This window comes from Bacillus sp. MN7755, assembly GCF_054771475.1.
Map to the genome: position 1 here is coordinate 18,396 of NZ_BTRL01000036.1, position 23,160 is coordinate 41,555.

The following is a 23,160-nucleotide window of genomic DNA, read 5'->3' on the forward strand; positions in this document are numbered from 1 at the left end:
CATCCTCAGGTTATACCTGAAAATAAGCGTAAACGTGGGAGGTTATTCCGCTAAAACCACATTCGAGGAGGAAATAAAAATGGCTAAAAGAGGTAAAAAGTACGTAGAAGCTGCAAAGCTTGTTGATCGTGCAGCTGCTTACTCTGCAACAGAAGCAGTAGAATTAGTAAAGAAAACAAACACAGCTAAATTTGATGCAACTGTAGAAGCTGCATTCCGTTTAGGTGTTGACCCTAAGAAAGCTGACCAACAAATCCGTGGTGCAGTAGTTCTTCCACACGGTACTGGTAAAGTACAACGTGTATTAGTATTCGCTAAAGGCGAAAAAGCTAAAGAAGCTGAAGCTGCTGGAGCTGATTTCGTAGGCGATACAGATTACATCGGTAAAATCCAACAAGGTTGGTTCGATTTCGATGTAGTAGTAGCAACTCCTGACATGATGGGTGAAGTTGGTAAACTTGGTCGCGTATTAGGACCTAAAGGTTTAATGCCAAACCCTAAAACTGGAACAGTTACTTTCGATGTAACTAAAGCTGTTAACGAAATCAAAGCTGGTAAAGTTGAATACCGCGTTGATAAAGCTGGTAACATCCACGTTCCAATCGGTAAAGTATCTTTCGAAGATGCTAAATTAGTAGAAAACTTCAGAACAATTGCTGACACTTTACAAAAAGTTAAGCCAGCAGCTGCAAAAGGTACTTACATGAAGAACGTAACAGTTGCTTCTACAATGGGACCTGGCGTACGTGTAGACGTTTCTACATTAGCGTAAAATTTGGAAGTTGACTTCATAAAGAAGTTTTTATATAATCATTTATGTTGTGAATTTAAATAGTGTACCGTAGACAGTAGGTGTCAATAGACTTAATTTCCTACCTAGGTGTTAATATACGAAGCGGAATTTTTTTCTGTGACTATATGCCTCCATGTCTACAAGTTGGGCATGGAGGTTTTTAGTGCACTTTCGGTACATCTTCTATATAATCTACAGGAGGTGTAATAACATGAGCAAAGTAATCGAAACTAAACAACAAGTTGTGACTGAAATCGCGGACAAACTTCGCGCTAGTAAATCTACAATCGTTGTTGACTACCGTGGTTTAACAGTTTCTGAAGCAACAGAATTACGTAAGAACTTACGTGAAGCTGGCGTTGAGTTCAAAGTTTACAAAAACTCTCTAACTCGTCGTGCTGCAGAATCTGCTGAAATGGCTGAGTTAAATGAATTCTTAACAGGACCAAACGCAATCGCGTTCAGTAACGAGGATGTAGTTGCTCCTGCGAAAGTATTAAACGACTTCGCTAAAGATCATGAAGCTTTAGAAATTAAAGCGGGCGTAATCGAAGGTAAACTTGTAACACTTGATGAGGTTAAAGCTATCGCTACTCTTCCATCACGTGAAGGCTTACTTTCTATGCTTCTTAGCGTTCTTCAAGCTCCAATCCGTAACCTTGCACTTGCTACTAAAGCAGTTGCAGACCAAAAGGAAGAGCAAGGCGCTTAATTTTTTAAAAGATAATTACGTATTATCGATAAAACAATACAAACCTATTTAAGGGAGGATATTTACAATGACTAAAGAACAAATCATTGAAGCAGTTAAATCTATGACTGTATTAGAACTTAACGACTTAGTAAAAGCTATCGAGGAAGAATTCGGCGTAACTGCTGCTGCTCCTGTAGCTGTAGCTGGTGGCGCTGGTGAAGCTGCTGCTGAGAAAACTGAGTTTGACGTAGTACTTGCAAGTGCTGGCGCTCAAAAAATCAAAGTTATCAAAGCTGTACGTGAAATCACTGGTCTTGGCTTAAAAGAAGCTAAAGAATTAGTTGACAACACTCCAAAAGCAATCAAAGAAGGCGTTTCTAAAGAGGAAGCTGAAGAAATGAAAGCTAAACTTGAAGAAGTTGGCGCTGCTGTAGAAGTTAAGTAATTAACTTTTGATGCTTTAAAAAAAGCTCGCTCTCATGCGAGCTTTTTTTTTAACTGTAAAGAAAAGAGGTGGCCATATGGCAGACCATTATTTTTCTAACGACCCTTCTAGTAAAAGTGATCGTAAGCGATGGGAATTTACACTTCGTGGATCTCAATTTACTTTCTTATCTGACCGTGGGGTGTTCTCGAAAAACGAAGTGGACTTTGGTTCTCGTCTTTTAATTGAAGCGTTTCAAGTGCCGGATATTAAAGGTGATATATTAGACGTAGGTTGTGGATATGGACCGATTGGTTTATCGTTGGCGAAAGAGTTTCAAGACCGTAAAGTTCACATGGTGGATGTGAATGAAAGGGCACTTGAGCTTGCGAAAGAAAATGCCGCTAACAATAGAATTGGAAATGTACACATTTCTCAAAGTAGCGTCTATGAAAACGTAGACGGTATGTATGCTGCTATTCTATCTAATCCTCCAATTCGTGCAGGTAAGGATATCGTGCATGAGATTTTAGAAAAGGCTGTAGAGTATTTAGTTCCAGGTGGAGAGTTGTGGATTGTTATTCAAAAGAAGCAAGGTGCACCATCTGCACTGAAGAAACTAGAAGAAGTATTTTCTGAAGTCGAAGTTGTAGAAAAGAAAAAAGGATATTATATCATAAAATCAAAAAAACGTTGACGGTTATTTTTGGCTATGTTAACATTATACAATGCCAATATATGATTTTCTGCGTTGAGAAAGATGTATATTTTTGTTTCTCTTGGAAAAGATAGTAAAATCAGCAGATTATGAAACAGAATGATGGTTTTCTTCTAGAAGCCATTTTTCTTTTTTGAGCAGGTAGAAAGACTCAACGTATTTATCTTTAAGAGAAAGAAACTACGCTAATAGCAGTAGTTGTATTTATTTGTGATTTTGCACAAATTTTTTTGTGCATTTATAATACTCATGATTTGAGGGGTGAAGCAGTTGACAGGTCAACTAGTTCAATACGGACGCCACCGCCAACGAAGAAGTTATGCCCGTATTAGTGAAGTATTAGAGTTACCAAATCTTATCGAAATTCAAACCTCTTCTTATCAGTGGTTTCTTGATGAGGGTTTGCGAGAAATGTTCCAAGACATTTCTCCGATTGAAGACTTTACGGGAAATCTATCGCTTGAATTTATCGACTACAGCTTAGGTGAACCTAAATACTCTGTAGACGAATGCAAAGAGCGTGATGTGACGTATGCAGCACCACTTCGTGTAAAAGTGCGTCTAATCAACAAGGAAACTGGTGAAGTAAAAGAACAAGATGTGTTCATGGGAGATTTCCCACTCATGACAGAGACTGGAACATTCGTAATTAACGGTGCAGAACGTGTTATCGTTTCCCAGTTAGTTCGCTCTCCAAGCGTATACTATAGTGGCAAAGTGGATAAAAACGGAAAACGTGGTTTTACTGCTACTGTAATTCCAAACCGCGGAGCTTGGTTAGAGTATGAGACAGATGCTAAGGATGTTGTATATGTGCGTATTGACCGTACGCGTAAACTTCCTGTAACTGTTTTGTTACGCGCATTAGGGTTTGGCTCTGATCAAGAAATCACCGAGCTTTTAGGTGATAACGAATACTTAAGCAACACATTAGAAAAAGACAACACAGATAGCACAGAAAAAGCATTGCTTGAAATTTATGAGCGTCTACGCCCTGGTGAACCACCAACAGTAGAAAATGCAAAGAGCTTACTTGTGTCTCGTTTCTTCGATCCAAAGCGCTACGATTTAGCAAATGTAGGTCGCTATAAGATCAACAAGAAGTTACACATTAAAAACAGATTGTTTAACCAACGTTTAGCTGAAACATTAGTAGATCCAGAAACTGGTGAAATTTTAGCGGCAGAAGGAACAATCTTAGATCGTCGTACACTTGATCGCATTTTACCTTACTTAGAGAAAAACATTGGATTCAAAACAGCGAAACCAATGGGTGGAGTGGTAGAAGGCGATGTTGAGCTGCAATCTATTAAGATTTATGCTCCTGAGTCAGAAGGCGAACGCGTAATTAATGTAATTGGTAATGCAAATATTACTCGTGATGTAAAACACATCACACCAGGCGATATCCTTGCTTCTATCAGTTACTTCTTCAACCTACTGTATAAGGTAGGGGATACAGATGATATCGACCACTTAGGAAACCGTCGTCTGCGTTCTGTTGGAGAACTATTACAAAATCAATTCCGTATCGGTCTTTCTCGTATGGAACGTGTTGTTCGTGAGAGAATGTCGATCCAAGATACAAATGCAATTACACCACAGGCACTAATTAATATTCGTCCTGTTATTGCATCTATTAAAGAGTTCTTCGGAAGTTCTCAGTTATCTCAGTTCATGGACCAAACAAACCCATTAGCAGAGTTAACTCACAAACGAAGACTATCTGCATTAGGACCCGGTGGTTTAACGCGTGAGCGCGCAGGCTTTGAAGTACGTGACGTTCACTACTCTCACTATGGTCGTATGTGTCCGATTGAAACACCAGAGGGACCAAACATCGGTTTGATTAACTCATTATCTTCGTTCGCGAAAGTAAATGAGTTTGGTTTCATCGAAACACCATACCGTCGTGTTGACCCAGAAACTGGTCTTGTAACAGGGCAGGTTGATTATTTAACAGCAGATGAAGAAGATAATTATGTTGTAGCCCAAGCGAATATGAAGTTATCTGAAGAAGGAGAATTCCTTAGTGAAGATATCGTAGCTCGTTTCCGTGGTGAAAACATTGTTACAAATAAAGAACGCATCGACTACATGGATGTATCTCCAAAACAAGTAGTGTCGGCAGCGACAGCTTGTATTCCGTTCTTAGAAAACGATGACTCTAACCGCGCACTTATGGGAGCGAACATGCAACGTCAGGCGGTTCCGTTAATGAATCCGGAATCTCCGATTGTAGGTACAGGTATGGAGTACGTATCAGCAAAAGACTCAGGTGCTGCAGTAATCTGTAAACACCCTGGTGTTGTTGAACGCGTAGAAGCACGTGAAGTTTGGGTACGTCGCTATGTAGAAGTTGACGGTCAAACAGTAAAAGGCGACTTAGATCGCTACAAAATGCAAAAATTCATTCGTTCTAACCAAGGAACTTGCTACAACCAACGTCCAATCGTAAGTGTTGGAAATGAAGTTGTAAAAGGTGAAATCCTTGCGGATGGTCCTTCTATGGAATTAGGTGAACTAGCACTTGGACGTAACGTGCTTGTTGGCTTCATGACTTGGGACGGTTATAACTATGAGGATGCGATCATTATGAGTGAGCGCCTTGTAAAAGATGATGTGTACACTTCTATTCATATTGAAGAATATGAATCAGAAGCTCGTGATACGAAGCTTGGACCAGAAGAAATTACACGTGACATTCCGAACGTTGGGGAAGATGCATTACGCAACCTTGACGAGCGCGGTATTATCCGCGTTGGTGCTGAAGTAAAAGATGGAGACCTACTTGTTGGTAAAGTAACACCTAAAGGTGTAACAGAGTTAACAGCAGAAGAACGTCTATTACATGCGATCTTCGGTGAAAAGGCACGTGAAGTACGTGATACATCACTACGTGTACCACACGGTGGTGGCGGTATTATCTTAGACGTAAAAGTATTCAACCGTGAAGATGGCGATGAATTGCCACCAGGCGTGAATCAACTTGTACGTGCATATATCGTTCAAAAACGTAAAATTTCTGAAGGTGACAAGATGGCCGGACGTCACGGTAACAAAGGTGTTATCTCTCGTATTTTACCAGAAGAAGATATGCCTTACTTACCAGACGGAACACCAATCGATATCATGTTAAACCCATTAGGGGTACCATCTCGTATGAATATCGGTCAGGTATTAGAGCTTCATCTTGGTATGGCAGCAAGATACCTTGGCATTCACATTGCAACACCAGTATTCGATGGTGCTCGTGAGGAAGATGTTTGGGGCACAATTGAAGAAGCTGGTATGGCAAATGACGCGAAAACAATCCTGTATGACGGACGTACTGGTGAACCATTCGATAACCGCGTATCTGTTGGTGTCATGTATATGATCAAACTTGCGCACATGGTTGACGATAAACTTCATGCTCGTTCTACTGGACCATACTCACTTGTAACGCAGCAGCCTCTTGGAGGTAAAGCTCAGTTCGGTGGACAGCGTTTCGGTGAGATGGAGGTTTGGGCACTTGAAGCTTACGGTGCTGCTTATACTCTTCAAGAAATCTTAACAGTGAAGTCTGATGATGTTGTTGGACGTGTTAAGACATATGAAGCAATTGTTAAAGGTGAAAATGTTCCAGAACCAGGCGTTCCTGAATCATTCAAAGTATTGATTAAAGAGCTGCAAAGTTTAGGTATGGACGTTAAAATGATGTCTAGCGACGATACAGAGATTGAAATGCGTGATACGGAAGATGACGATGATCATCAATCAGCAGATAAATTGAATGTCGAAGTTGAGACAACTAAGGAATAATTGGGATAACCTGTAGACTAAAAGGGAGGTAGGCCCCTTGATAGATGTAAATAACTTTGAATATATGAAGATTGGACTTGCTTCACCTGACAAGATTCGTTCTTGGTCATACGGTGAAGTTAAGAAACCAGAAACAATTAACTATCGTACGTTAAAGCCTGAAAAAGATGGCTTGTTCTGTGAGCGTATTTTCGGACCACAAAAGGACTGGGAATGTCATTGCGGAAAATACAAACGTGTACGTTATAAAGGTGTAGTTTGTGATCGATGTGGCGTTGAAGTAACGCGTGCAAAAGTTCGTCGTGAACGTATGGGTCATATCGAATTAGCTGCTCCTGTATCTCATATTTGGTATTTCAAAGGTATCCCGAGCCGCATGGGACTTGTCTTAGACATGTCCCCTCGCGCGCTTGAAGAAGTAATTTATTTCGCTTCTTATGTTGTAACAGAAAGTGGAGATACACCACTTGATAAGAAGCAATTACTTTCTGAAAAAGAATACCGTGCATATCGCGATCGATATGGTAGCACATTCCAAGCTGCTATGGGTGCAGAAGCGATTAAAAAGCTACTACAAGACATCGATTTAGATAAAGAAGTAGACTTCTTAAAAGAGGAATTAAAAACAGCACAAGGACAACGCCGTACTCGTGCTATTAAACGTCTAGAAGTATTAGAAGCATTCCGTAACTCTGGAAATCACCCATCTTGGATGATCCTAGATGTTCTTCCAGTTATCCCACCAGAACTACGCCCAATGGTACAGTTGGATGGTGGACGTTTTGCTACTTCTGACTTAAACGACTTATACCGTCGTGTAATTAACCGTAATAATCGTTTAAAACGTCTATTGGACTTAGGTGCACCAAGCATCATCGTTCAAAACGAAAAACGTATGTTACAAGAAGCTGTAGACGCATTAATCGATAATGGTCGCCGTGGCCGTCCAGTTACTGGACCAGGTAACCGTCCATTAAAATCACTATCTCACATGCTTAAAGGTAAACAAGGACGTTTCCGTCAAAACTTATTAGGTAAACGTGTTGACTACTCTGGTCGTTCTGTAATCGTTGTAGGACCGAACTTAAAGATGTATCAATGTGGATTACCGAAAGAGATGGCGCTTGAACTGTTCAAACCTTTCGTAATGAAAGAGTTAGTTGAAAAAGGATTAGCACACAACATTAAGAGTGCGAAACGTAAAATCGAGCGTGTACAACCTGAAGTTTGGGACGTTTTAGAATCTGTGATCAAAGAGCATCCAGTACTTCTAAACCGCGCACCAACACTTCACCGTCTTGGTATCCAGGCGTTTGAACCTACATTAGTAGAAGGTCGCGCAATTCGTCTTCACCCACTTGTATGTACTGCATACAACGCGGACTTTGACGGTGACCAAATGGCGGTTCACGTTCCGTTATCATCAGAGGCACAAGCAGAAGCTCGTATTCTTATGTTAGCGGCACAAAACATCTTGAATCCAAAAGACGGAAAACCAGTTGTTACTCCATCTCAGGATATGGTATTAGGTAACTACTACTTAACACTTGAGCGTGAAGGCGCAATCGGTGAAGGTATGGTCTTCAAAGATGCAAACGAAGCGATACTTGCATACCAAAATGGATATGTACATCTGCACACACGTGTTGCAGTTGCTGCAAGTTCAGTAAATAACGTAACATTTACTGAAGAGCAAAAAGGTAAGCTTCTATTAACAACAGTTGGTAAATTAATATTTAACGAAATCTTACCAGAGTCGTTCCCTTATATTAACGAACCGACAAACTCAAACCTTGAAAAAGAAACACCAGCGGAATATTTCGTTGAAAAAGGTGCGAACATTAAAGAAATTATTGCTAGTCGCGAAGAAGTGGCGCCATTCAGCAAGAAAATCCTTGGTAATATCATTGCGGAAGTGTTTAAACGTTTCAAAATTACAGAAACGTCTCGCATGCTTGACCGTATGAAAAACTTAGGATTCAAGTACTCTACAAAAGCTGGTATTACAGTTGGGGTATCTGACATTCTTGTATTAGGCGAAAAAGATGAAATTCTCCACGAAGCACAAGCAAAAGTAGATAATGTAATTAAACAATTCCGTCGCGGTTTAATCACGGAAGAAGAACGTTACGATCGCGTTATCTCTATTTGGAGTAATGCAAAAGATGTTATTCAAGGAAAACTGATGAAATCCTTGAATAAACGCAACCCAATCTTCATGATGAGTGATTCCGGTGCCCGTGGTAACGCATCGAACTTTACTCAGCTTGCTGGTATGCGTGGTCTGATGGCCAATCCATCTGGTCGTATCATCGAACTTCCAATCAAATCAAGTTTCCGTGAAGGTTTAACAGTACTTGAGTACTTCATCTCTACGCATGGTGCGCGTAAAGGTCTTGCCGATACAGCACTAAAAACTGCCGATTCTGGTTACTTAACACGTCGTCTTGTTGACGTTGCACAAGATGTAATCGTTCGTGAAGATGATTGTGGAACAGATCGTGGTTTATTAATTGGTGCGATTAAAGAGGGTAATGAAGTTATTGAGTCATTATATGATCGTCTTGTTGGACGTTTTGCAAGAAAAACTGTAAAACATCCTGAAACAGGTGAAGTATTAGTTGCTGAAAATCAATTAATTACTGAAGATATTGCTCATATCGTTGAAAATTCGGGTGTTGAAACTGTAAACATTCGTTCAGCGTTCACGTGTAACACTCGCCACGGTGTATGTAAGAAATGTTACGGTCGTAACTTAGCAACTGGAACAGACGTAGAAGTAGGGGAAGCGGTAGGTATTATCGCAGCTCAATCTATCGGTGAGCCAGGTACACAGTTAACGATGCGTACGTTCCATACAGGTGGGGTTGCCGGAGATGATATCACACAAGGTTTACCTCGTATCCAGGAGATCTTCGAAGCTCGTAATCCGAAAGGTCAGGCAGTTATCAGTGAAATCGACGGTGTTATCGCAGCGATCAACGATGTTAAAGATCGCCAAGAAGTAGTAGTACAGGGTGAAGTTGAAGCTCGTACGTATGCTATTCCTTACGGTGCTCGTCTGAAAGTAACTCCAGGACAGCAAATTAGCCACGGTAAAGAGTTAACAGAAGGTTCTATTGATCCGAAAGAATTACTAAAAGTAACGGACATTACGGCAGTTCAAGAATACTTATTACGTGAAGTTCAAAAAGTATACCGTATGCAAGGGGTAGAAATTGGTGACAAACACGTAGAAGTAATGGTACGTCAAATGTTACGTAAAGTTCGTGTAAGTGATGCAGGTGAAACAGATGTATTACCAGGAACATTACTAGATATCCATCAGTTTACTGATGCGAATGCGAAGGTGTTACTGCAAGGTAAACAGCCAGCGACAGCTAGACCTGTTCTACTTGGTATTACAAAAGCTTCACTTGAAACAGATTCATTCTTATCTGCAGCATCGTTCCAAGAAACAACTCGTGTCTTAACTGATGCAGCAATTAAAGGTAAGCGCGATGAGCTTCTAGGATTGAAAGAAAATGTTATTATCGGTAAACTTGTTCCTGCTGGAACAGGTATGAATCGTTATCGCAAAGTGGATCTTGTTAAAACAACACAAGATGACATGAATGTAGAAAACGATGAAGTTTATGTGGAACAGTAAAATTTTCCGTCGTAAATTTTGTATAAAAACAGTTAATCCTAGTTGACATTGTATGAGTCAAAATGTTACTATAATCAAGGTTGCTCCTGAACGATGCTTTGGAGGATATTTATATGTCTTATCAAAAAGTGTCAAATGCTGAAAATGTAGTCGTTGGTCATAAACGCACATTGGAAGCAATCAAAAATGGTATAGTTAAAGAAGTTGTCATTGCGGAAGATGCTGATATGCGGTTAACCCATATGATCATTCGTACTGCTTTGCAACATAACATACCCATAACTAAAGTTGAATCAGTTCGTAAGCTTGGAAAAGTTTCGGGGATTCAAGTGGGAGCTTCAGCAATAGGAATAATAAGTTAAAACTGTTTTTGTGAGGAGAGAGCATTTGCTCTCCCTTGCAAAAACTTTGTTTTCAACTAATAATGAACCACCTGGATATGTGGTCATACAAACATGCGAAGGGAGGATAATCAAATGCCTACTATTAACCAATTAGTGAGAAATGGTCGTACTGATAAAGTATGGAAATCTAAATCACCTGCGTTAAACAAAGGGTTCAACTCTTTAAAGAAAAAATCAACTGATATCTCTGCACCTCAAAAACGTGGTGTATGTACTCGTGTTGGTACAATGACTCCAAAGAAACCTAACTCAGCGTTACGTAAATACGCTCGTGTACGTTTAACAAACGGTATCGAGGTTACAGCTTACATCCCAGGTATCGGTCATAACCTACAAGAGCATAGCGTAGTATTAATTCGCGGTGGTCGTGTAAAGGATTTACCGGGAGTACGTTACCACATCGTTCGTGGTGCGCTTGACACAGCTGGTGTTGACAAACGTATGCAAGGACGTTCTAAATATGGTACTAAGCGACCAAAACCTGCTAAAAAATAATAACTTTAAAATGAAAGGAGGAACTCAATATGCCTCGTAAAGGACCTGTTGCGAAACGTGACGTGTTACCAGATCCAATGTACAATTCTAAGCTAGTAACACGCCTTATCAACAAAATGATGGTTGACGGTAAAAAAGGTAAATCTCAAACAATTCTTTATAACGCTTTCGATATCGTTCGTGAACGTTCAGATAAAGACCCTATGGAAGTATTCGAGCAAGCTCTTAAGAACATCATGCCTGTTCTTGAAGTACGTGCTCGTCGTGTTGGTGGTGCTAACTACCAAGTTCCAGTTGAGGTTCGTCCAGAACGCCGTACAACTTTAGGTCTTCGCTGGTTAGTAAACTATGCTCGTCTTCGTGGTGAAAAAACTATGGAAGAGCGTCTAGCTTACGAAATCTTAGATGCAGCTAACAACGCTGGTGCATCTGTTAAGAAACGTGAAGATACTCATAAAATGGCAGAAGCTAACAAAGCATTTGCTCATTACCGTTGGTAGGATTCAACGTAAAATAAATGTAAGCATAAACCGCTTTATTTGTCGCTTATGGAAGTGTGGAGAGGGAGAATGCCTCTCCCTTTCGTTGGGCGCTCGTTTTACATAATGAGGGTACTGGACATACTGACATGTGTAACAATATAAAGTGGCTTTTTTGCTACTTAAAATAAAAAATCCAATCCATATATGGAAGGAGCAAGACACCAAATGGCAAGAGAGTTCTCTTTAGAAAACACTCGTAATATTGGTATCATGGCTCACATCGATGCTGGTAAAACAACAGCAACTGAGCGTATTCTGTATTACACAGGACGTATTCATAAAATCGGTGAAACTCACGAAGGTGCATCTCAGATGGACTGGATGGAGCAAGAGCAAGAGCGTGGTATCACAATTACTTCTGCTGCAACTACAGCACAATGGAAAGGTCATCGCGTAAACATCATTGACACTCCAGGACACGTAGATTTCACAGTAGAAGTAGAACGTTCTTTACGCGTACTTGATGGCGCAGTAGCAGTACTTGATGCACAATCTGGTGTAGAACCACAAACAGAAACTGTTTGGCGTCAGGCTACTACTTACGGCGTACCTCGTATCGTATTCGTTAACAAAATGGATAAAATCGGCGCAGATTTCTTATACTCTGTAGGAACAATCCACGATCGTTTACAAGCAAACGCACACCCAATTCAGTTACCAATCGGTGCTGAAGATGAGTTCAATGGTATCATTGACCTTGTTGAAGAATGTGCTTACATGTACGGTAACGATTTAGGAACAGACATTCAACGTGTTGAAATTCCTGAAGAGCACAAAGAATTAGCTGCAGAATACCGTGGAAAACTTATTGAAGCGGTAGCTGAGCTTGATGAAGAAATGATGATGAAGTACCTAGAAGGTGAAGAAATCACTGTAGAAGAGCTTAAAGCTGGTATCCGTAAGGCTACAACTTCTGTAGAATTCTTCCCAGTAATCTGTGGTTCTGCATTCAAAAACAAAGGTGTTCAAATTCTGTTAGACGCAGTTATCGACTACCTACCATCTCCATTAGACGTACCTGCTATTAAAGGTACTCTTCCGGATACAGATGAAGAAGTAGAACGTAAGTCTAGCGATGAAGAACCATTCGCAGCTCTAGCATTCAAAATCATGACTGACCCTTATGTTGGTAAGTTAACGTTCTTCCGTGTGTACTCTGGTGTGTTAAACTCTGGATCATACGTGAAAAACTCAACTAAAGGTAAGCGTGAGCGTGTAGGTCGTATCCTACAAATGCACGCTAACAGCCGTGAAGAGATCTCAACAGTTTACGCTGGTGATATCGCTGCTGCTGTAGGTTTAAAAGATACTACTACTGGTGATACTCTTTGTGACGAGAAGAGCCTTGTTATCCTTGAGTCTATGGAATTCCCAGAGCCAGTTATCTCTGTAGCTATCGAACCAAAATCAAAAGCTGACCAAGATAAAATGGGTACAGCATTATCTAAGCTTTCTGAAGAAGATCCAACATTCCGTGCTCACACTGACCAAGAAACTGGCCAAACAATCATCGCTGGTATGGGTGAACTTCACCTTGATATCATCGTTGACCGTATGCGCCGTGAATTCAAAGTGGAAGCAAACGTTGGTGCTCCTCAGGTAGCATACCGTGAGACTTTCCGCGCTGCTGCGAAAGTTGAAGGTAAGTTCGCTCGTCAATCTGGTGGTCGTGGACAATTCGGTCACGTTTGGATTGAGTTTGAACCTAATGAAGAAGGTAAAGGTTTTGAATTCGAAAACAAAATCGTCGGTGGTGTAGTTCCACGTGAATACATCCCAGCTGTTGGAGCGGGTCTTGAAGACTCACTTAAAAATGGTGTACTAGCTGGTTATCCACTAGTTGACATCAAAGCTGCGTTAGTTGACGGATCTTACCATGATGTTGACTCCTCTGAGATGGCGTTCAAAATCGCTGCATCTATGGCACTTAAAGCTGCGGTTTCTAAATGTAGCCCAGTAATTCTTGAGCCAATGATGAAAGTTGAAGTTGTAATTCCTGAAGAGTACATGGGTGACATTATGGGCGACGTAACATCTCGTCGTGGACGTGTAGAAGGTATGGAAGCTCGCGGTAACGCACAAGTTGTTCGCGCTATGGTTCCACTTTCTGAAATGTTCGGTTATGCGACGGCATTACGTTCTAACACTCAAGGACGCGGAACATTCTCAATGACATTTGATCATTATGAAGAAGTACCGAAGTCTGTTTCTGAAGAAATTATTAAAAAAAATAAAGGTGAATAATTGATTTTTATCGATTGTTCAAGTATAACTACTTATGTAAGCTTAGAAAGTGAGACGCAAGTTTCGCTTTCTAGTCTAAATATAAAATAACCTATATAAACTAAGGAGGAATTTAGAATGGCTAAAGCTAAATTCGAACGTTCTAAACCCCATGTTAACATCGGTACAATCGGCCACGTTGACCATGGTAAAACTACATTAACTGCTGCGATCACTACAGTTCTTGCAAAAGCTGGTGGTGCTGAAGCACGCGGATACGATCAAATCGACGCTGCTCCAGAAGAAAGAGAGCGCGGAATCACAATCTCAACTGCACACGTTGAGTACGAAACTGAAACTCGTCACTATGCACACGTTGACTGCCCAGGTCACGCTGACTATGTTAAAAACATGATCACTGGTGCTGCTCAAATGGACGGCGGTATCTTAGTAGTATCTGCTGCTGATGGCCCAATGCCTCAAACACGTGAGCACATCCTTCTTTCTCGTCAAGTAGGTGTTCCTTACATCGTTGTATTCTTAAACAAATGCGACATGGTAGACGACGAAGAATTATTAGAATTAGTTGAAATGGAAGTTCGTGACCTATTATCTGAATACGGATTCCCAGGCGACGACATTCCTGTAATCAAAGGTTCTGCTCTTAAAGCTCTTCAAGGAGAAGCTGATTGGGAAGCAAAAATCATTGAATTAATGACTGAAGTTGATGCTTACATCCCAACTCCAGAACGTGAAACTGACAAACCATTCTTAATGCCTATCGAGGATGTATTCTCTATCACAGGTCGTGGTACAGTTGCAACTGGTCGTGTAGAGCGCGGAATCGTTAAAGTTGGTGACGTAGTAGAAATCATCGGTCTTGCTGAAGAAAATGCTTCTACAACTGTAACTGGTGTAGAAATGTTCCGTAAACTTCTTGACCAAGCTCAAGCTGGAGACAACATTGGTGCTCTTCTTCGTGGGGTTGCTCGTGAAGACATCCAACGTGGACAAGTTCTTGCTAAAACTGGCTCTGTAAAAGCACACGCTAAATTCAAAGCTGAAGTTTTCGTATTATCTAAAGAAGAAGGTGGACGTCACACTCCATTCTTCGCTAACTACCGTCCTCAGTTCTACTTCCGTACAACTGACGTAACTGGTATCATCCAATTACCAGAAGGTACTGAAATGGTAATGCCTGGTGACAACATCGAAATGACTATCGAACTTATCGCTCCAATCGCTATCGAAGAGGGAACTAAATTCTCTATTCGTGAAGGTGGACGTACAGTAGGTTACGGCGTAGTTGCTACTATCGTTGAGTAATCTTAACTGATATAAAAAACCCCAAGGGATTTTCCCTTGGGGTTTTTGTTTGCTGTTATCGAGTATTAACGAGCACGCTGAATGGTTCAATTAATAATCATTGGGGGGTAAACAAAAACCCAATGATCAAAGTTTCGCTTTATATAATGAATGAATTATATTTTTTATGTTTTGACGAGTTTCTTCTATAGTATATAAAAAAGTAATAAAACAAACCCAGAAACTGTAAAATGAATTCTGGTAGATGAAAACTTGAAATTCTTTAAAGTGCCATGTATAATAGCAAAAGTAGAGAAAAGCAGATGCAAACAAAAAGATGCTTGCATCTAGACGAATAACATTGTATAATAGACAATGTTGGTCTTTGACTGCGATGAAGTGGAAGGTTGCTGACACACCCGGCCGCTTTGCCATGGCATGGTGTGGGGAAATTTCCATGGAGAAGGTCTATTTTAGAAATAGGCGAACGAAGGAGGGAAAATAATGGCAAAAGAAAAAATTCGTATCCGTTTAAAAGCTTATGATCACCGTATTCTTGATCAATCAGCTGAGAAAATTGTAGAAACAGCTAAGCGTTCTGGGGCAACAGTTTCTGGTCCGATCCCATTACCAACTGAGAAGACTATTTACACAATTCTTCGTGCTGTTCATAAGTACAAAGATTCTCGTGAGCAATTCGAAATGCGCACACACAAACGTTTAATCGATATCGTGAGTCCTACTCCACAAACAGTAGATTCATTAATGCGTTTAGACTTACCGTCTGGTGTAGATATCGAAATCAAACTATAAATTATATAACTTAAAAATGTAGGAGGTGTAACTCATGACCAAAGGAATCTTAGGAAGAAAGATCGGTATGACTCAAGTATTTGCTGAGAACGGTGAGTTAATCCCAGTAACAGTTATCGCTGCTAATCCAAACGTTGTTCTTCAAAAGAAAACAACTGAAACTGATGGCTACAATGCAATCCAGTTAGGATTTGAAGATAAACGTGAAAAGTTAACTAACAAACCTGAACAAGGCCACACTGCTAAAGCATCTACAACTCCTAAGCGCTTCATTCGCGAAATCCGCGATGCAGACGTGGACGGATTAGAGGTTGGTCAAGAGGTAAAAGTTGAAGTTTTCGCTGCAGGTGAAATCGTTGACGTAACAGGAATTTCTAAAGGTAAAGGTTTCCAAGGTGTTATCAAACGCCACGGACAATCTCGCGGACCTATGTCTCATGGTTCTCGCTATCACCGTCGTCCAGGTTCAATGGGCCCAGTTGCTCCGAACCGTGTATTCAAAGGCAAAAAACTTGCTGGACGTATGGGTGGAGACCAAGTTACTATCCAAAACTTAGAAATCGTTCAAGTTGACACTGAGCGCAACTTATTACTAGTAAAAGGTAACGTTCCAGGTGCTAAGAAATCTCTTGTAGTTGTTCAAGGCGCTGTGAAGGTTAGCAAATAATTCACAATAGGAAGGAGGAATTCCAATGCCAAAAGTTACTGTATATAACCAAACTGGTTCACAGGTTGGTGAAATCGAATTAGCTGAAGCTATTTTCGGTATCGAACCAAATGAAGCTGTACTTTTCGAAGCTGTAATGATGCAACGTGCATCTTTACGTCAAGGTACACACAAAGTAAAAACTCGCTCTGAAGTTCGCGGTGGTGGTCGTAAACCATGGCGTCAAAAAGGAACTGGACGTGCTCGTCAAGGGTCTATCCGCTCTCCTCAATGGCGTGGTGGTGGTACGGTATTCGGACCTACACCAAGAAGCTATGCGTACAAACTTCCTAAGAAAGTTCGTCGTTTAGCAATCAAATCTGCATTAGCTACTAAAGTAGTTGAGAACAACATTGTAGTTCTTGAAGACCTAGTGTTAAATGCACCAAAAACAAAAGATATGCTAGCAGTACTTAAAGGATTAACTGTTGAGAAGAAAGCTCTTATCGTAACTGCTGATGCAAACGAATCTGTAGAGTTATCTGCTCGCAATATCCCTGGAGTAACAGTAATCACTGCTGATGGCGTAAACGTTTTAGACGTGCTTCATCATGATAAGCTAATCATGACAAAAGCGGCAGTGGAAAAAGTAGAGGAGGTGCTTGCATAATGAGAGATCCTCGTGATATCATTAAGCGCCCAGTTATCACTGAACGTTCTATGGAAATGATGGCTGAAAAAAAATACACGTTCGATGTGGACGTTAAATCTAATAAAACAGAAGTTAAAGATGCTCTTGAAGCGATCTTTGGTGTTAAAGTAGAAAAAGTGAACATCATGAACTACAAGCCGAAAGCAAAACGCGTTGGTCGTCACGCTGGTTTTACTAGCCGTCGTCGTAAAGCAATCGTTAAGCTAACTGCTGACAGCAAAGAAATCGAAATCTTCCAAGGCGTTTAATTCTTACTAAAGAAGGAGGGAAATTGAGATGGGAATTAAAAAGTATAATCCAACTACTAACGGTCGTCGTAATATGACTACGAATGATTTCGCTGAAATCACGACTGACAGACCCGAAAAGTCATTACTTGCTCCTTTAAGCAAGAAGGCGGGTCGTAATAACCAAGGTAAAATTACTGTACGTCATCAAGGTGGCGGACATAAGCGTCAATACCGTATCATCGACTTTAAGCGTAACAAAGATGGAATTCCAGGACGCGTTGCTACGATCGAATACGATCCAAACCGCTCTGCGAATATCGCATTAATTAACTACGTTGACGGTGAAAAACGTTACATTCTTGCTCCTAAAACTTTAGAAGTAGGTATGGAAGTTATGTCTGGCCCTGAAGCTGACATTAAAATCGGTAACGCATTACCATTAATCAACATTCCAGTAGGTACTGTTGTTCATAACATCGAGCTTAAGCCTGGTCGTGGCGGACAATTAGTTCGTTCTGCTGGTACATCTGCTCAAGTACTTGGTAAAGAAGGAAAATACGTACTTGTACGTTTAACTTCTGGTGAAGTACGTCTTGTATTATCTGCTTGTCGCGCTTCAATCGGTCAAGTTGGTAACGAACAACACGAACTTATCAAAATCGGTAAAGCAGGTCGCTCTCGCTGGTTAGGTAAGCGCCCAACAGTTCGTGGTTCTGTAATGAACCCGGTTGATCACCCACACGGTGGTGGTGAAGGACGCTCTCCAATCGGACGTAAGTCTCCAATGTCTCCATGGGGTAAACCAACTCTTGGATTCAAGACTCGTAAGAAAAACAAAGCGTCTGATAAATTTATCGTTCGTCGTCGTAAAAAATAATGGGATTGTAGTACGGTTCGTTTCAAGAACCGTACGCCAATCACGAAGGGAGGCACCAAAATGGCTCGTAGCTTAAAAAAAGGACCATTTGTCGATGATCACTTAATGAGCAAAATGGAAAAATTAGTTGCATCTGAGCAAAAACAAGTTGTTAAAACTTGGTCTCGCCGTTCAACTATCTTCCCTCAGTTCATCGGACACACAATCGCTGTATATGATGGTCGTAAACACGTACCTGTGTACATCACTGAGGATATGGTTGGCCATAAGTTAGGTGAATTCGCACCAACTCGTACGTATAAAGGTCACCTTGCTGACGATAAGAAAACTAGAAGATAATGAGAGGAGGCACTTCAATGCAAGCTAAAGCAGTAGCGAGAACAGTTCGTATTGCTCCTCGTAAAGTTCGTTTAGTAGTAGACTTAATCCGAGGTAAGCAAGTGGGTGAAGCGATTGCTATCCTTAACCACACACCAAAAACTGCTTCTCCAGTTGTAGAAAAAGTTTTAAAATCTGCAATCGCAAATGCAGAGCACAATTATGAGATGGATATTAACAACTTAGTTGTTGAAAAAGTATTCGTTGACGAAGGTCCAACGTTGAAACGTTTCCGTCCACGTGCAATGGGTCGTGCAAGCCAAATTAACAAACGCACAAGCCACATCACAGTTGTGGTATCAGAAAAGAAGGAGGGATAATCGATGGGTCAGAAGGTTAATCCAATTGGTCTTCGTGTCGGTGTTATCCGTGACTGGGAATCTCGTTGGTTCGCTGAGAAAGATTACGCTACATTATTACATGAAGACATCAAAATCCGTGAGTACATTACTGTACGCTTAAAAGATTCTGCTGTTGCTAAAGTAGAAATCGAACGTGCAGCAAATCGTGTAAATGTTACAATTCACACTGCAAAACCTGGTATGGTAATTGGTAAAGGTGGTACTGAAGTTGAAGCACTTCGTAAAGCTCTTAACCAATTAACAGGCAAGCGTGTACACATCAATATTTTAGAAGTTAAGAGAGCTGATCTTAACGCTAAATTAGTAGGCGAAAACATCGCTCGTCAATTAGAAAACCGTGTATCATTCCGTCGTGCACAAAAGCAAGTTATTCAACGTGCTATGCGTGCAGGTGCTAAAGGTATTAAAACACAGGTTTCTGGTCGTCTTGGCGGAGCTGATATCGCTCGTGCAGAATCTTACAGTGAAGGAACTGTTCCACTTCATACACTTCGCGCTGATATTGACTATGCAGCAGTTGAAGCTGATACAACATACGGTAAATTAGGCGTAAAAGTATGGATCTACCGTGGAGAAGTCCTTCCTACAAAAAAGAAAGCTTCTGAGGAAGGAGGAAAATAATATGTTAATGCCAAAACGCGTAAAATATCGTAGAGAGCATCGTGGTAAAATGCGTGGTCGTGCAAAAGGTGGAACTGAAATTGCTTTCGGTGAATTCGGTTTACAAGCACAAGCTGCTTCATGGATTACAAACCGTCAAATCGAAGCTGCTCGTCGTGCAATGACTCGTTACATGAAACGTGGCGGTAAAGTATGGATTAAAATTTTCCCTTCTAAACCTTACACTGCAAAACCTCTAGAAGTACGTATGGGTTCCGGTAAAGGGGCACCAGAAGGCTGGGTAGCAGTAGTAAAACCTGGGAAAATTATGTTTGAAATCGCGGGTGTATCTGAAGAGGTAGCACGCGAAGCATTACGTCTTGCAGCTCACAAGTTACCTGTGAAATGTAAATTCGTAAAACGTGAAGAAAATGGTGGTGAATCTAATGAAAACTAATGATATTCGTGAATTAACCACTGCCGAAATCGAAACAAAAGTTAAAGCTTTAAAGGAAGAATTGTTCAATCTTCGCTTCCAACTTGCTACAGGACAATTAGAGAATCCAACTCGCATCCGTGAAGTGCGTAAAGCGATTGCTCGTATGAAAACTGTAGTTCGTGAAAGAGAGATCGGAATTAATCGATAAATTGAGGGGAGGTTTGCATAGTGAGCGAACGTAACCAACGCAAAGTTTATACTGGTCGTGTTGTGTCTGATAAAATGGACAAAACGATTACAGTTTTAGTTGAAACTTACAAAACTCATTCCTTGTACGGAAAACGTGTTAAGTATTCTAAAAAGTACAAAGCCCATGATGAGCAAAACCAAGCGAAACTTGGCGATATCGTTAAAATCATGGAAACTCGCCCGCTTTCTGCTACTAAGCGTTTCCGTTTAGTTGAAATCGTTGAAGAAGCGGTTATTATCTAAATAGACGAATCGGAATTTTTAGTCCGAAGGGAGGTTTCATAACATGATCCAACAAGAATCTCGTTTGAAAGTTGCTGACAACTCTGGTGCACGTGAACTTTTAACAATTAAAGTATTAGGCGGCTCTGGTCGTAAATATGCTAACATTGGTGACATTATCGTTGCTACGGTAAAACAAGCAACACCAGGTGGCGTTGTTAAAAAAGGTGACGTTGTTAAAGCAGTAGTAGTACGTACGAAGAGCGGAGCTCGTCGTCCGGACGGTTCTTATATCAAATTTGATGAAAACGCAGCGGTTATCATCAAAGACGATAAGAGCCCACGTGGTACTCGTATCTTCGGACCAGTAGCTCGTGAATTACGTGATAGCAACTTCATGAAGATCGTTTCTTTAGCTCCAGAAGTTCTATAATTTAAGGTATTGCCTTGCTAAGGAGGTGCAGAATTAAGATGCATGTAAAAAAAGGTGATAAAGTACAGGTAATCACTGGAAAAGACAAAGGAAAACAAGGCGTTATCCTTGTGGCTTTCCCAAAGCAAAACCGTGTTATCGTTGAGGGTGTTAACATCGTTAAAAAACACTCTAAGCCATCTCAATTAAATCCACAAGGTGGAATTATTACTAAAGAAGCACCTATCCACGTTTCTAACGTTATGATTTTAGATCCGAAAACAGGTGAACCTACTCGCGTAGGCTTCAAAGTAGAAGATGGTAAAAAAGTTCGTATTGCAAAAAAATCTGGTGAATTATTAGATAAATAATTTTCTTAAGAAAGGAGGTCACTTCATTGAATCGCCTTAAAGAGAAGTTCCAAAAGGAAATTACTCCTGCTCTAGTGAGCAAGTTTAACTATAAATCTGTGATGGAAGTACCGAAAATCGAAAAGATCGTAATCAACACTGGTGTTGGTGACGCGGTATCTAACTCAAAAGCTTTAGACAATGCAGTAGAAGAATTAACACAAATCGCAGGTCAAAAGCCTGTTGTAACTCGTGCTAAAAAATCAATCGCTGGTTTCCGTCTTCGTGAAGGTATGCCAATCGGTGCAAAAGTAACTTTACGCGGACAACAAATGTATGAGTTCTTCGACAAATTAGTATCAGTTTCTTTACCACGTGTACGTGATTTCCGTGGTGTTTCTAAGAAATCATTTGATGGTCGTGGGAACTACACATTAGGTGTTAAAGAGCAACTTATCTTCCCTGAGATTGATTATGATAAAGTAAGCAAAGTCCGCGGTATGGACATCGTAATCGTTACTACAGCGAAAACTGATGAAGAAGCTCGTGAACTTTTAACACAATTCGGTATGCCATTCCAAAAATAATGGAAGCCAACGCTAAGTAGAGGAGGCGAAAACGTGGCTAAAAAATCTATGATAGCGAAACAAAAGCGTACTCCTAAGTTTAAAGTACAAGAGTATACACGTTGCGAACGCTGCGGTCGTCCGCATTCTGTATACCGCAAATTTAAGCTTTGCCGTATTTGTTTCCGTGAACTTGCATATAAAGGTCAAATTCCTGGTGTTAAAAAAGCTAGTTGGTAAAACCCACAAATGGGAAGGAGGTAAAACACATGGTGATGACAGATCCAATTGCAGACATGCTTACTCGCATCCGTAATGCGAACATGGTACGTCATGAGAAATTAGAGGTTCCTGCTTCTAAAATCAAAAAAGAGATCGCTGAACTTTTAAAACGTGAAGGTTTCATTCGTGATGTAGAATACATCGAGGATAACAAACAAGGTATCCTTCGTATTTTCCTGAAATATGGTGCAAACAATGAACGTGTAATCACTGGATTAAAACGTATCAGTAAACCTGGCTTACGCGTTTACGCTAAAGCTGATGAAGTACCACGTGTACTTAACGGATTAGGTATCGCTCTTGTTTCTACATCTAAGGGAGTAATGACAGATAAAGACGCTCGTCAATTACAAACTGGTGGAGAAGTAGTAGCATACGTTTGGTAATATATATTTAAAACGAACGGAGGTGTGACCACATGTCTCGTATTGGTAAAAAGATTCTTGAAATCCCTGCAGGTGTTACTATTACAATTGCAGAAGACAATACTGTAACAGTAAAAGGCCCTAAAGGTGAATTAACTCGTAAATTCAATGCTGATATGTCTATCAAAATTGAAGAAAATACACTAACAGTTGAGCGTCCATCTGAACAGAAGGAACACCGTGCATTACACGGTACAACTCGTGCTTTAATCGGAAACATGGTTGAAGGTGTAACTACAGGTTTCGCACGCGGACTTGAATTAGTCGGTGTTGGTTACCGTGCTCAAAAACAAGGAGATAAACTTGTATTAAGCGTAGGTTATTCTCATCCAGTAGAAATGACTCCGGAAGCAGGTCTTGAAGTTGAAGTACCTGCACCAACTAAAATCGTAATCAAAGGTATCGACAAGCAACGTGTTGGCGAATTTGCTGCTAACATCCGTGCTGTACGTGCTCCTGAGCCATATAAAGGTAAAGGTATTCGTTACGAAGGCGAAGTTGTTCGTCGTAAAGAAGGTAAAACTGCTAAGTAAACCCGTTAGGTGA

28 protein-coding genes and 1 other annotated feature are annotated in these 23,160 nt (G+C 40.6%); all 28 genes read left to right on the plus strand.

What is annotated here, in order from left to right:
- Positions 1-79 precede the first annotated feature (79 nt).
- The 28 genes from rplA to rplF all read left to right on the plus strand — a co-directional run bounded on the left by rplA (position 80) and on the right by rplF (position 23,147).
- Positions 80-772, plus strand: a complete 693-nt coding sequence (gene rplA, locus ACYVEC_RS29460) for a 50S ribosomal protein L1 (RefSeq protein ID WP_063222350.1) — start codon at positions 80-82, stop codon at positions 770-772.
- A gap of 49 nt (positions 773-821) precedes the next feature.
- Positions 822-965, plus strand: a sequence feature (ribosomal protein L10 leader region).
- Positions 966-1,004: 39 nt separating this feature from the next.
- Positions 1,005-1,505 carry a 50S ribosomal protein L10 gene (gene rplJ, locus ACYVEC_RS29465; RefSeq protein ID WP_029439120.1) on the plus strand — a complete coding sequence of 167 codons (501 nt, stop codon included), beginning with the start codon at positions 1,005-1,007 and terminating at the stop codon, positions 1,503-1,505.
- A 67-nt stretch (positions 1,506-1,572) separates the two neighbouring features.
- Positions 1,573-1,932 (plus strand): 50S ribosomal protein L7/L12, encoded by a 360-nt coding sequence (rplL, locus tag ACYVEC_RS29470; protein WP_000159737.1) that lies wholly within the window; start codon positions 1,573-1,575, stop codon positions 1,930-1,932.
- Between the two features lie 76 nt (positions 1,933-2,008).
- A complete protein-coding gene (locus tag ACYVEC_RS29475; RefSeq protein ID WP_063222351.1) occupies positions 2,009-2,608 on the plus strand; it encodes a class I SAM-dependent methyltransferase in 600 nt (199 codons plus the stop codon).
- 291 nt (positions 2,609-2,899) lie between these two features.
- On the plus strand, positions 2,900-6,433 hold the full coding sequence (gene rpoB, locus ACYVEC_RS29480; RefSeq protein WP_060629208.1) for a DNA-directed RNA polymerase subunit beta: 3,534 nt from the start codon (positions 2,900-2,902) through the stop codon (positions 6,431-6,433).
- Between the two features lie 37 nt (positions 6,434-6,470).
- Positions 6,471-10,082, plus strand: coding sequence for a DNA-directed RNA polymerase subunit beta' (rpoC, locus tag ACYVEC_RS29485; RefSeq protein ID WP_063222352.1), 3,612 nt, complete (start codon positions 6,471-6,473; stop codon positions 10,080-10,082).
- A 113-nt stretch (positions 10,083-10,195) separates the two neighbouring features.
- Entirely contained in the window at positions 10,196-10,444 is a 249-nt protein-coding gene (locus ACYVEC_RS29490) for a 50S ribosomal protein L7ae-like protein (RefSeq protein WP_000121828.1), read from the plus strand.
- 114 nt (positions 10,445-10,558) lie between these two features.
- Positions 10,559-10,981, plus strand: a complete 423-nt coding sequence (gene rpsL / locus ACYVEC_RS29495; RefSeq protein WP_001142341.1) for a 30S ribosomal protein S12 — start codon at positions 10,559-10,561, stop codon at positions 10,979-10,981.
- Between the two features lie 29 nt (positions 10,982-11,010).
- On the plus strand, positions 11,011-11,481 hold the full coding sequence (gene rpsG, locus ACYVEC_RS29500) for a 30S ribosomal protein S7 (protein ID WP_063222353.1): 471 nt from the start codon (positions 11,011-11,013) through the stop codon (positions 11,479-11,481).
- Positions 11,482-11,688: 207 nt separating this feature from the next.
- On the plus strand, positions 11,689-13,767 hold the full coding sequence (gene fusA, locus ACYVEC_RS29505) for an elongation factor G (protein WP_063222354.1): 2,079 nt from the start codon (positions 11,689-11,691) through the stop codon (positions 13,765-13,767).
- 117 nt (positions 13,768-13,884) lie between these two features.
- A complete protein-coding gene (tuf, locus tag ACYVEC_RS29510) occupies positions 13,885-15,072 on the plus strand; it encodes an elongation factor Tu (RefSeq protein WP_001029617.1) in 1,188 nt (395 codons plus the stop codon).
- A gap of 483 nt (positions 15,073-15,555) precedes the next feature.
- Complete coding sequence (gene rpsJ, locus ACYVEC_RS29515; protein ID WP_001040595.1) at positions 15,556-15,864, plus strand: 30S ribosomal protein S10; 309 nt, start codon at positions 15,556-15,558, stop codon at positions 15,862-15,864.
- 34 nt (positions 15,865-15,898) lie between these two features.
- Positions 15,899-16,531 (plus strand): 50S ribosomal protein L3, encoded by a 633-nt coding sequence (gene rplC / locus ACYVEC_RS29520; protein WP_000160209.1) that lies wholly within the window; start codon positions 15,899-15,901, stop codon positions 16,529-16,531.
- 25 nt (positions 16,532-16,556) lie between these two features.
- A complete protein-coding gene (rplD, locus tag ACYVEC_RS29525) occupies positions 16,557-17,180 on the plus strand; it encodes a 50S ribosomal protein L4 (protein ID WP_001127258.1) in 624 nt (207 codons plus the stop codon).
- The gene (gene rplW / locus ACYVEC_RS29530) at positions 17,180-17,470 is read left to right on the plus strand and encodes a 50S ribosomal protein L23 (RefSeq protein WP_001205558.1); all 291 of its coding nucleotides are present in this window, start codon (positions 17,180-17,182) and stop codon (positions 17,468-17,470) included. The genes rplD and rplW overlap by 1 nt, the downstream gene beginning before the upstream one ends.
- Positions 17,471-17,498: 28 nt before the next feature.
- Complete coding sequence (gene rplB, locus ACYVEC_RS29535) at positions 17,499-18,329, plus strand: 50S ribosomal protein L2 (RefSeq protein ID WP_000511584.1); 831 nt, start codon at positions 17,499-17,501, stop codon at positions 18,327-18,329.
- A gap of 60 nt (positions 18,330-18,389) precedes the next feature.
- The gene (gene rpsS, locus ACYVEC_RS29540; protein ID WP_000124454.1) at positions 18,390-18,668 is read left to right on the plus strand and encodes a 30S ribosomal protein S19; all 279 of its coding nucleotides are present in this window, start codon (positions 18,390-18,392) and stop codon (positions 18,666-18,668) included.
- Positions 18,669-18,685: 17 nt separating this feature from the next.
- A complete protein-coding gene (rplV, locus tag ACYVEC_RS29545; protein WP_001148024.1) occupies positions 18,686-19,027 on the plus strand; it encodes a 50S ribosomal protein L22 in 342 nt (113 codons plus the stop codon).
- 3 nt (positions 19,028-19,030) lie between these two features.
- Positions 19,031-19,690 carry a 30S ribosomal protein S3 gene (rpsC, locus tag ACYVEC_RS29550; RefSeq protein WP_000529958.1) on the plus strand — a complete coding sequence of 220 codons (660 nt, stop codon included), beginning with the start codon at positions 19,031-19,033 and terminating at the stop codon, positions 19,688-19,690.
- 1 nt (position 19,691) lies between these two features.
- Positions 19,692-20,126, plus strand: a complete 435-nt coding sequence (rplP, locus tag ACYVEC_RS29555) for a 50S ribosomal protein L16 (protein WP_000928969.1) — start codon at positions 19,692-19,694, stop codon at positions 20,124-20,126.
- Complete coding sequence (gene rpmC, locus ACYVEC_RS29560) at positions 20,116-20,316, plus strand: 50S ribosomal protein L29 (protein WP_000855718.1); 201 nt, start codon at positions 20,116-20,118, stop codon at positions 20,314-20,316. The genes rplP and rpmC overlap by 11 nt, the downstream gene beginning before the upstream one ends.
- Positions 20,317-20,336: 20 nt before the next feature.
- Positions 20,337-20,600 (plus strand): 30S ribosomal protein S17, encoded by a 264-nt coding sequence (rpsQ, locus tag ACYVEC_RS29565; RefSeq protein WP_000004106.1) that lies wholly within the window; start codon positions 20,337-20,339, stop codon positions 20,598-20,600.
- Positions 20,601-20,643: 43 nt separating this feature from the next.
- Complete coding sequence (gene rplN / locus ACYVEC_RS29570) at positions 20,644-21,012, plus strand: 50S ribosomal protein L14 (protein ID WP_000615912.1); 369 nt, start codon at positions 20,644-20,646, stop codon at positions 21,010-21,012.
- Between the two features lie 38 nt (positions 21,013-21,050).
- Entirely contained in the window at positions 21,051-21,362 is a 312-nt protein-coding gene (gene rplX / locus ACYVEC_RS29575; RefSeq protein WP_000558200.1) for a 50S ribosomal protein L24, read from the plus strand.
- Between the two features lie 26 nt (positions 21,363-21,388).
- Positions 21,389-21,928 (plus strand): 50S ribosomal protein L5, encoded by a 540-nt coding sequence (gene rplE / locus ACYVEC_RS29580; protein WP_001080830.1) that lies wholly within the window; start codon positions 21,389-21,391, stop codon positions 21,926-21,928.
- 33 nt (positions 21,929-21,961) lie between these two features.
- On the plus strand, positions 21,962-22,147 hold the full coding sequence (gene rpsN, locus ACYVEC_RS29585) for a 30S ribosomal protein S14 (RefSeq protein WP_001085700.1): 186 nt from the start codon (positions 21,962-21,964) through the stop codon (positions 22,145-22,147).
- Positions 22,148-22,176: 29 nt separating this feature from the next.
- Positions 22,177-22,575, plus strand: coding sequence for a 30S ribosomal protein S8 (gene rpsH, locus ACYVEC_RS29590; protein ID WP_000245511.1), 399 nt, complete (start codon positions 22,177-22,179; stop codon positions 22,573-22,575).
- A gap of 32 nt (positions 22,576-22,607) precedes the next feature.
- Entirely contained in the window at positions 22,608-23,147 is a 540-nt protein-coding gene (gene rplF / locus ACYVEC_RS29595) for a 50S ribosomal protein L6 (protein ID WP_063222355.1), read from the plus strand.
- The last annotated feature ends 13 nt before the right edge of the window (positions 23,148-23,160 follow it).

Coding starts and splice junctions, on each gene's coding strand:
- rplL (WP_000159737.1), top strand. CDS start 1,573: ATGACTAAAGAACAAATCATTGAAGCAGTTAAATCTATGACTGTATTA.
- rpsJ (WP_001040595.1), top strand. CDS start 15,556: ATGGCAAAAGAAAAAATTCGTATCCGTTTAAAAGCTTATGATCACCGT.
- rplJ (WP_029439120.1), top strand. CDS start 1,005: ATGAGCAAAGTAATCGAAACTAAACAACAAGTTGTGACTGAAATCGCG.
- rpsC (WP_000529958.1), top strand. CDS start 19,031: ATGGGTCAGAAGGTTAATCCAATTGGTCTTCGTGTCGGTGTTATCCGT.
- rplC (WP_000160209.1), top strand. CDS start 15,899: ATGACCAAAGGAATCTTAGGAAGAAAGATCGGTATGACTCAAGTATTT.
- rplW (WP_001205558.1), top strand. CDS start 17,180: ATGAGAGATCCTCGTGATATCATTAAGCGCCCAGTTATCACTGAACGT.
- rplV (WP_001148024.1), top strand. CDS start 18,686: ATGCAAGCTAAAGCAGTAGCGAGAACAGTTCGTATTGCTCCTCGTAAA.
- rplP (WP_000928969.1), top strand. CDS start 19,692: ATGTTAATGCCAAAACGCGTAAAATATCGTAGAGAGCATCGTGGTAAA.
- rplD (WP_001127258.1), top strand. CDS start 16,557: ATGCCAAAAGTTACTGTATATAACCAAACTGGTTCACAGGTTGGTGAA.
- rpmC (WP_000855718.1), top strand. CDS start 20,116: ATGAAAACTAATGATATTCGTGAATTAACCACTGCCGAAATCGAAACA.
- rplX (WP_000558200.1), top strand. CDS start 21,051: ATGCATGTAAAAAAAGGTGATAAAGTACAGGTAATCACTGGAAAAGAC.
- rplB (WP_000511584.1), top strand. CDS start 17,499: ATGGGAATTAAAAAGTATAATCCAACTACTAACGGTCGTCGTAATATG.
- rplA (WP_063222350.1), top strand. CDS start 80: ATGGCTAAAAGAGGTAAAAAGTACGTAGAAGCTGCAAAGCTTGTTGAT.
- ACYVEC_RS29490 (WP_000121828.1), top strand. CDS start 10,196: ATGTCTTATCAAAAAGTGTCAAATGCTGAAAATGTAGTCGTTGGTCAT.
- rpsH (WP_000245511.1), top strand. CDS start 22,177: ATGGTGATGACAGATCCAATTGCAGACATGCTTACTCGCATCCGTAAT.
- rpsG (WP_063222353.1), top strand. CDS start 11,011: ATGCCTCGTAAAGGACCTGTTGCGAAACGTGACGTGTTACCAGATCCA.
- fusA (WP_063222354.1), top strand. CDS start 11,689: ATGGCAAGAGAGTTCTCTTTAGAAAACACTCGTAATATTGGTATCATG.
- ACYVEC_RS29475 (WP_063222351.1), top strand. CDS start 2,009: ATGGCAGACCATTATTTTTCTAACGACCCTTCTAGTAAAAGTGATCGT.
- rpsL (WP_001142341.1), top strand. CDS start 10,559: ATGCCTACTATTAACCAATTAGTGAGAAATGGTCGTACTGATAAAGTA.
- rplN (WP_000615912.1), top strand. CDS start 20,644: ATGATCCAACAAGAATCTCGTTTGAAAGTTGCTGACAACTCTGGTGCA.
- rplF (WP_063222355.1), top strand. CDS start 22,608: ATGTCTCGTATTGGTAAAAAGATTCTTGAAATCCCTGCAGGTGTTACT.
- rpsS (WP_000124454.1), top strand. CDS start 18,390: ATGGCTCGTAGCTTAAAAAAAGGACCATTTGTCGATGATCACTTAATG.
- tuf (WP_001029617.1), top strand. CDS start 13,885: ATGGCTAAAGCTAAATTCGAACGTTCTAAACCCCATGTTAACATCGGT.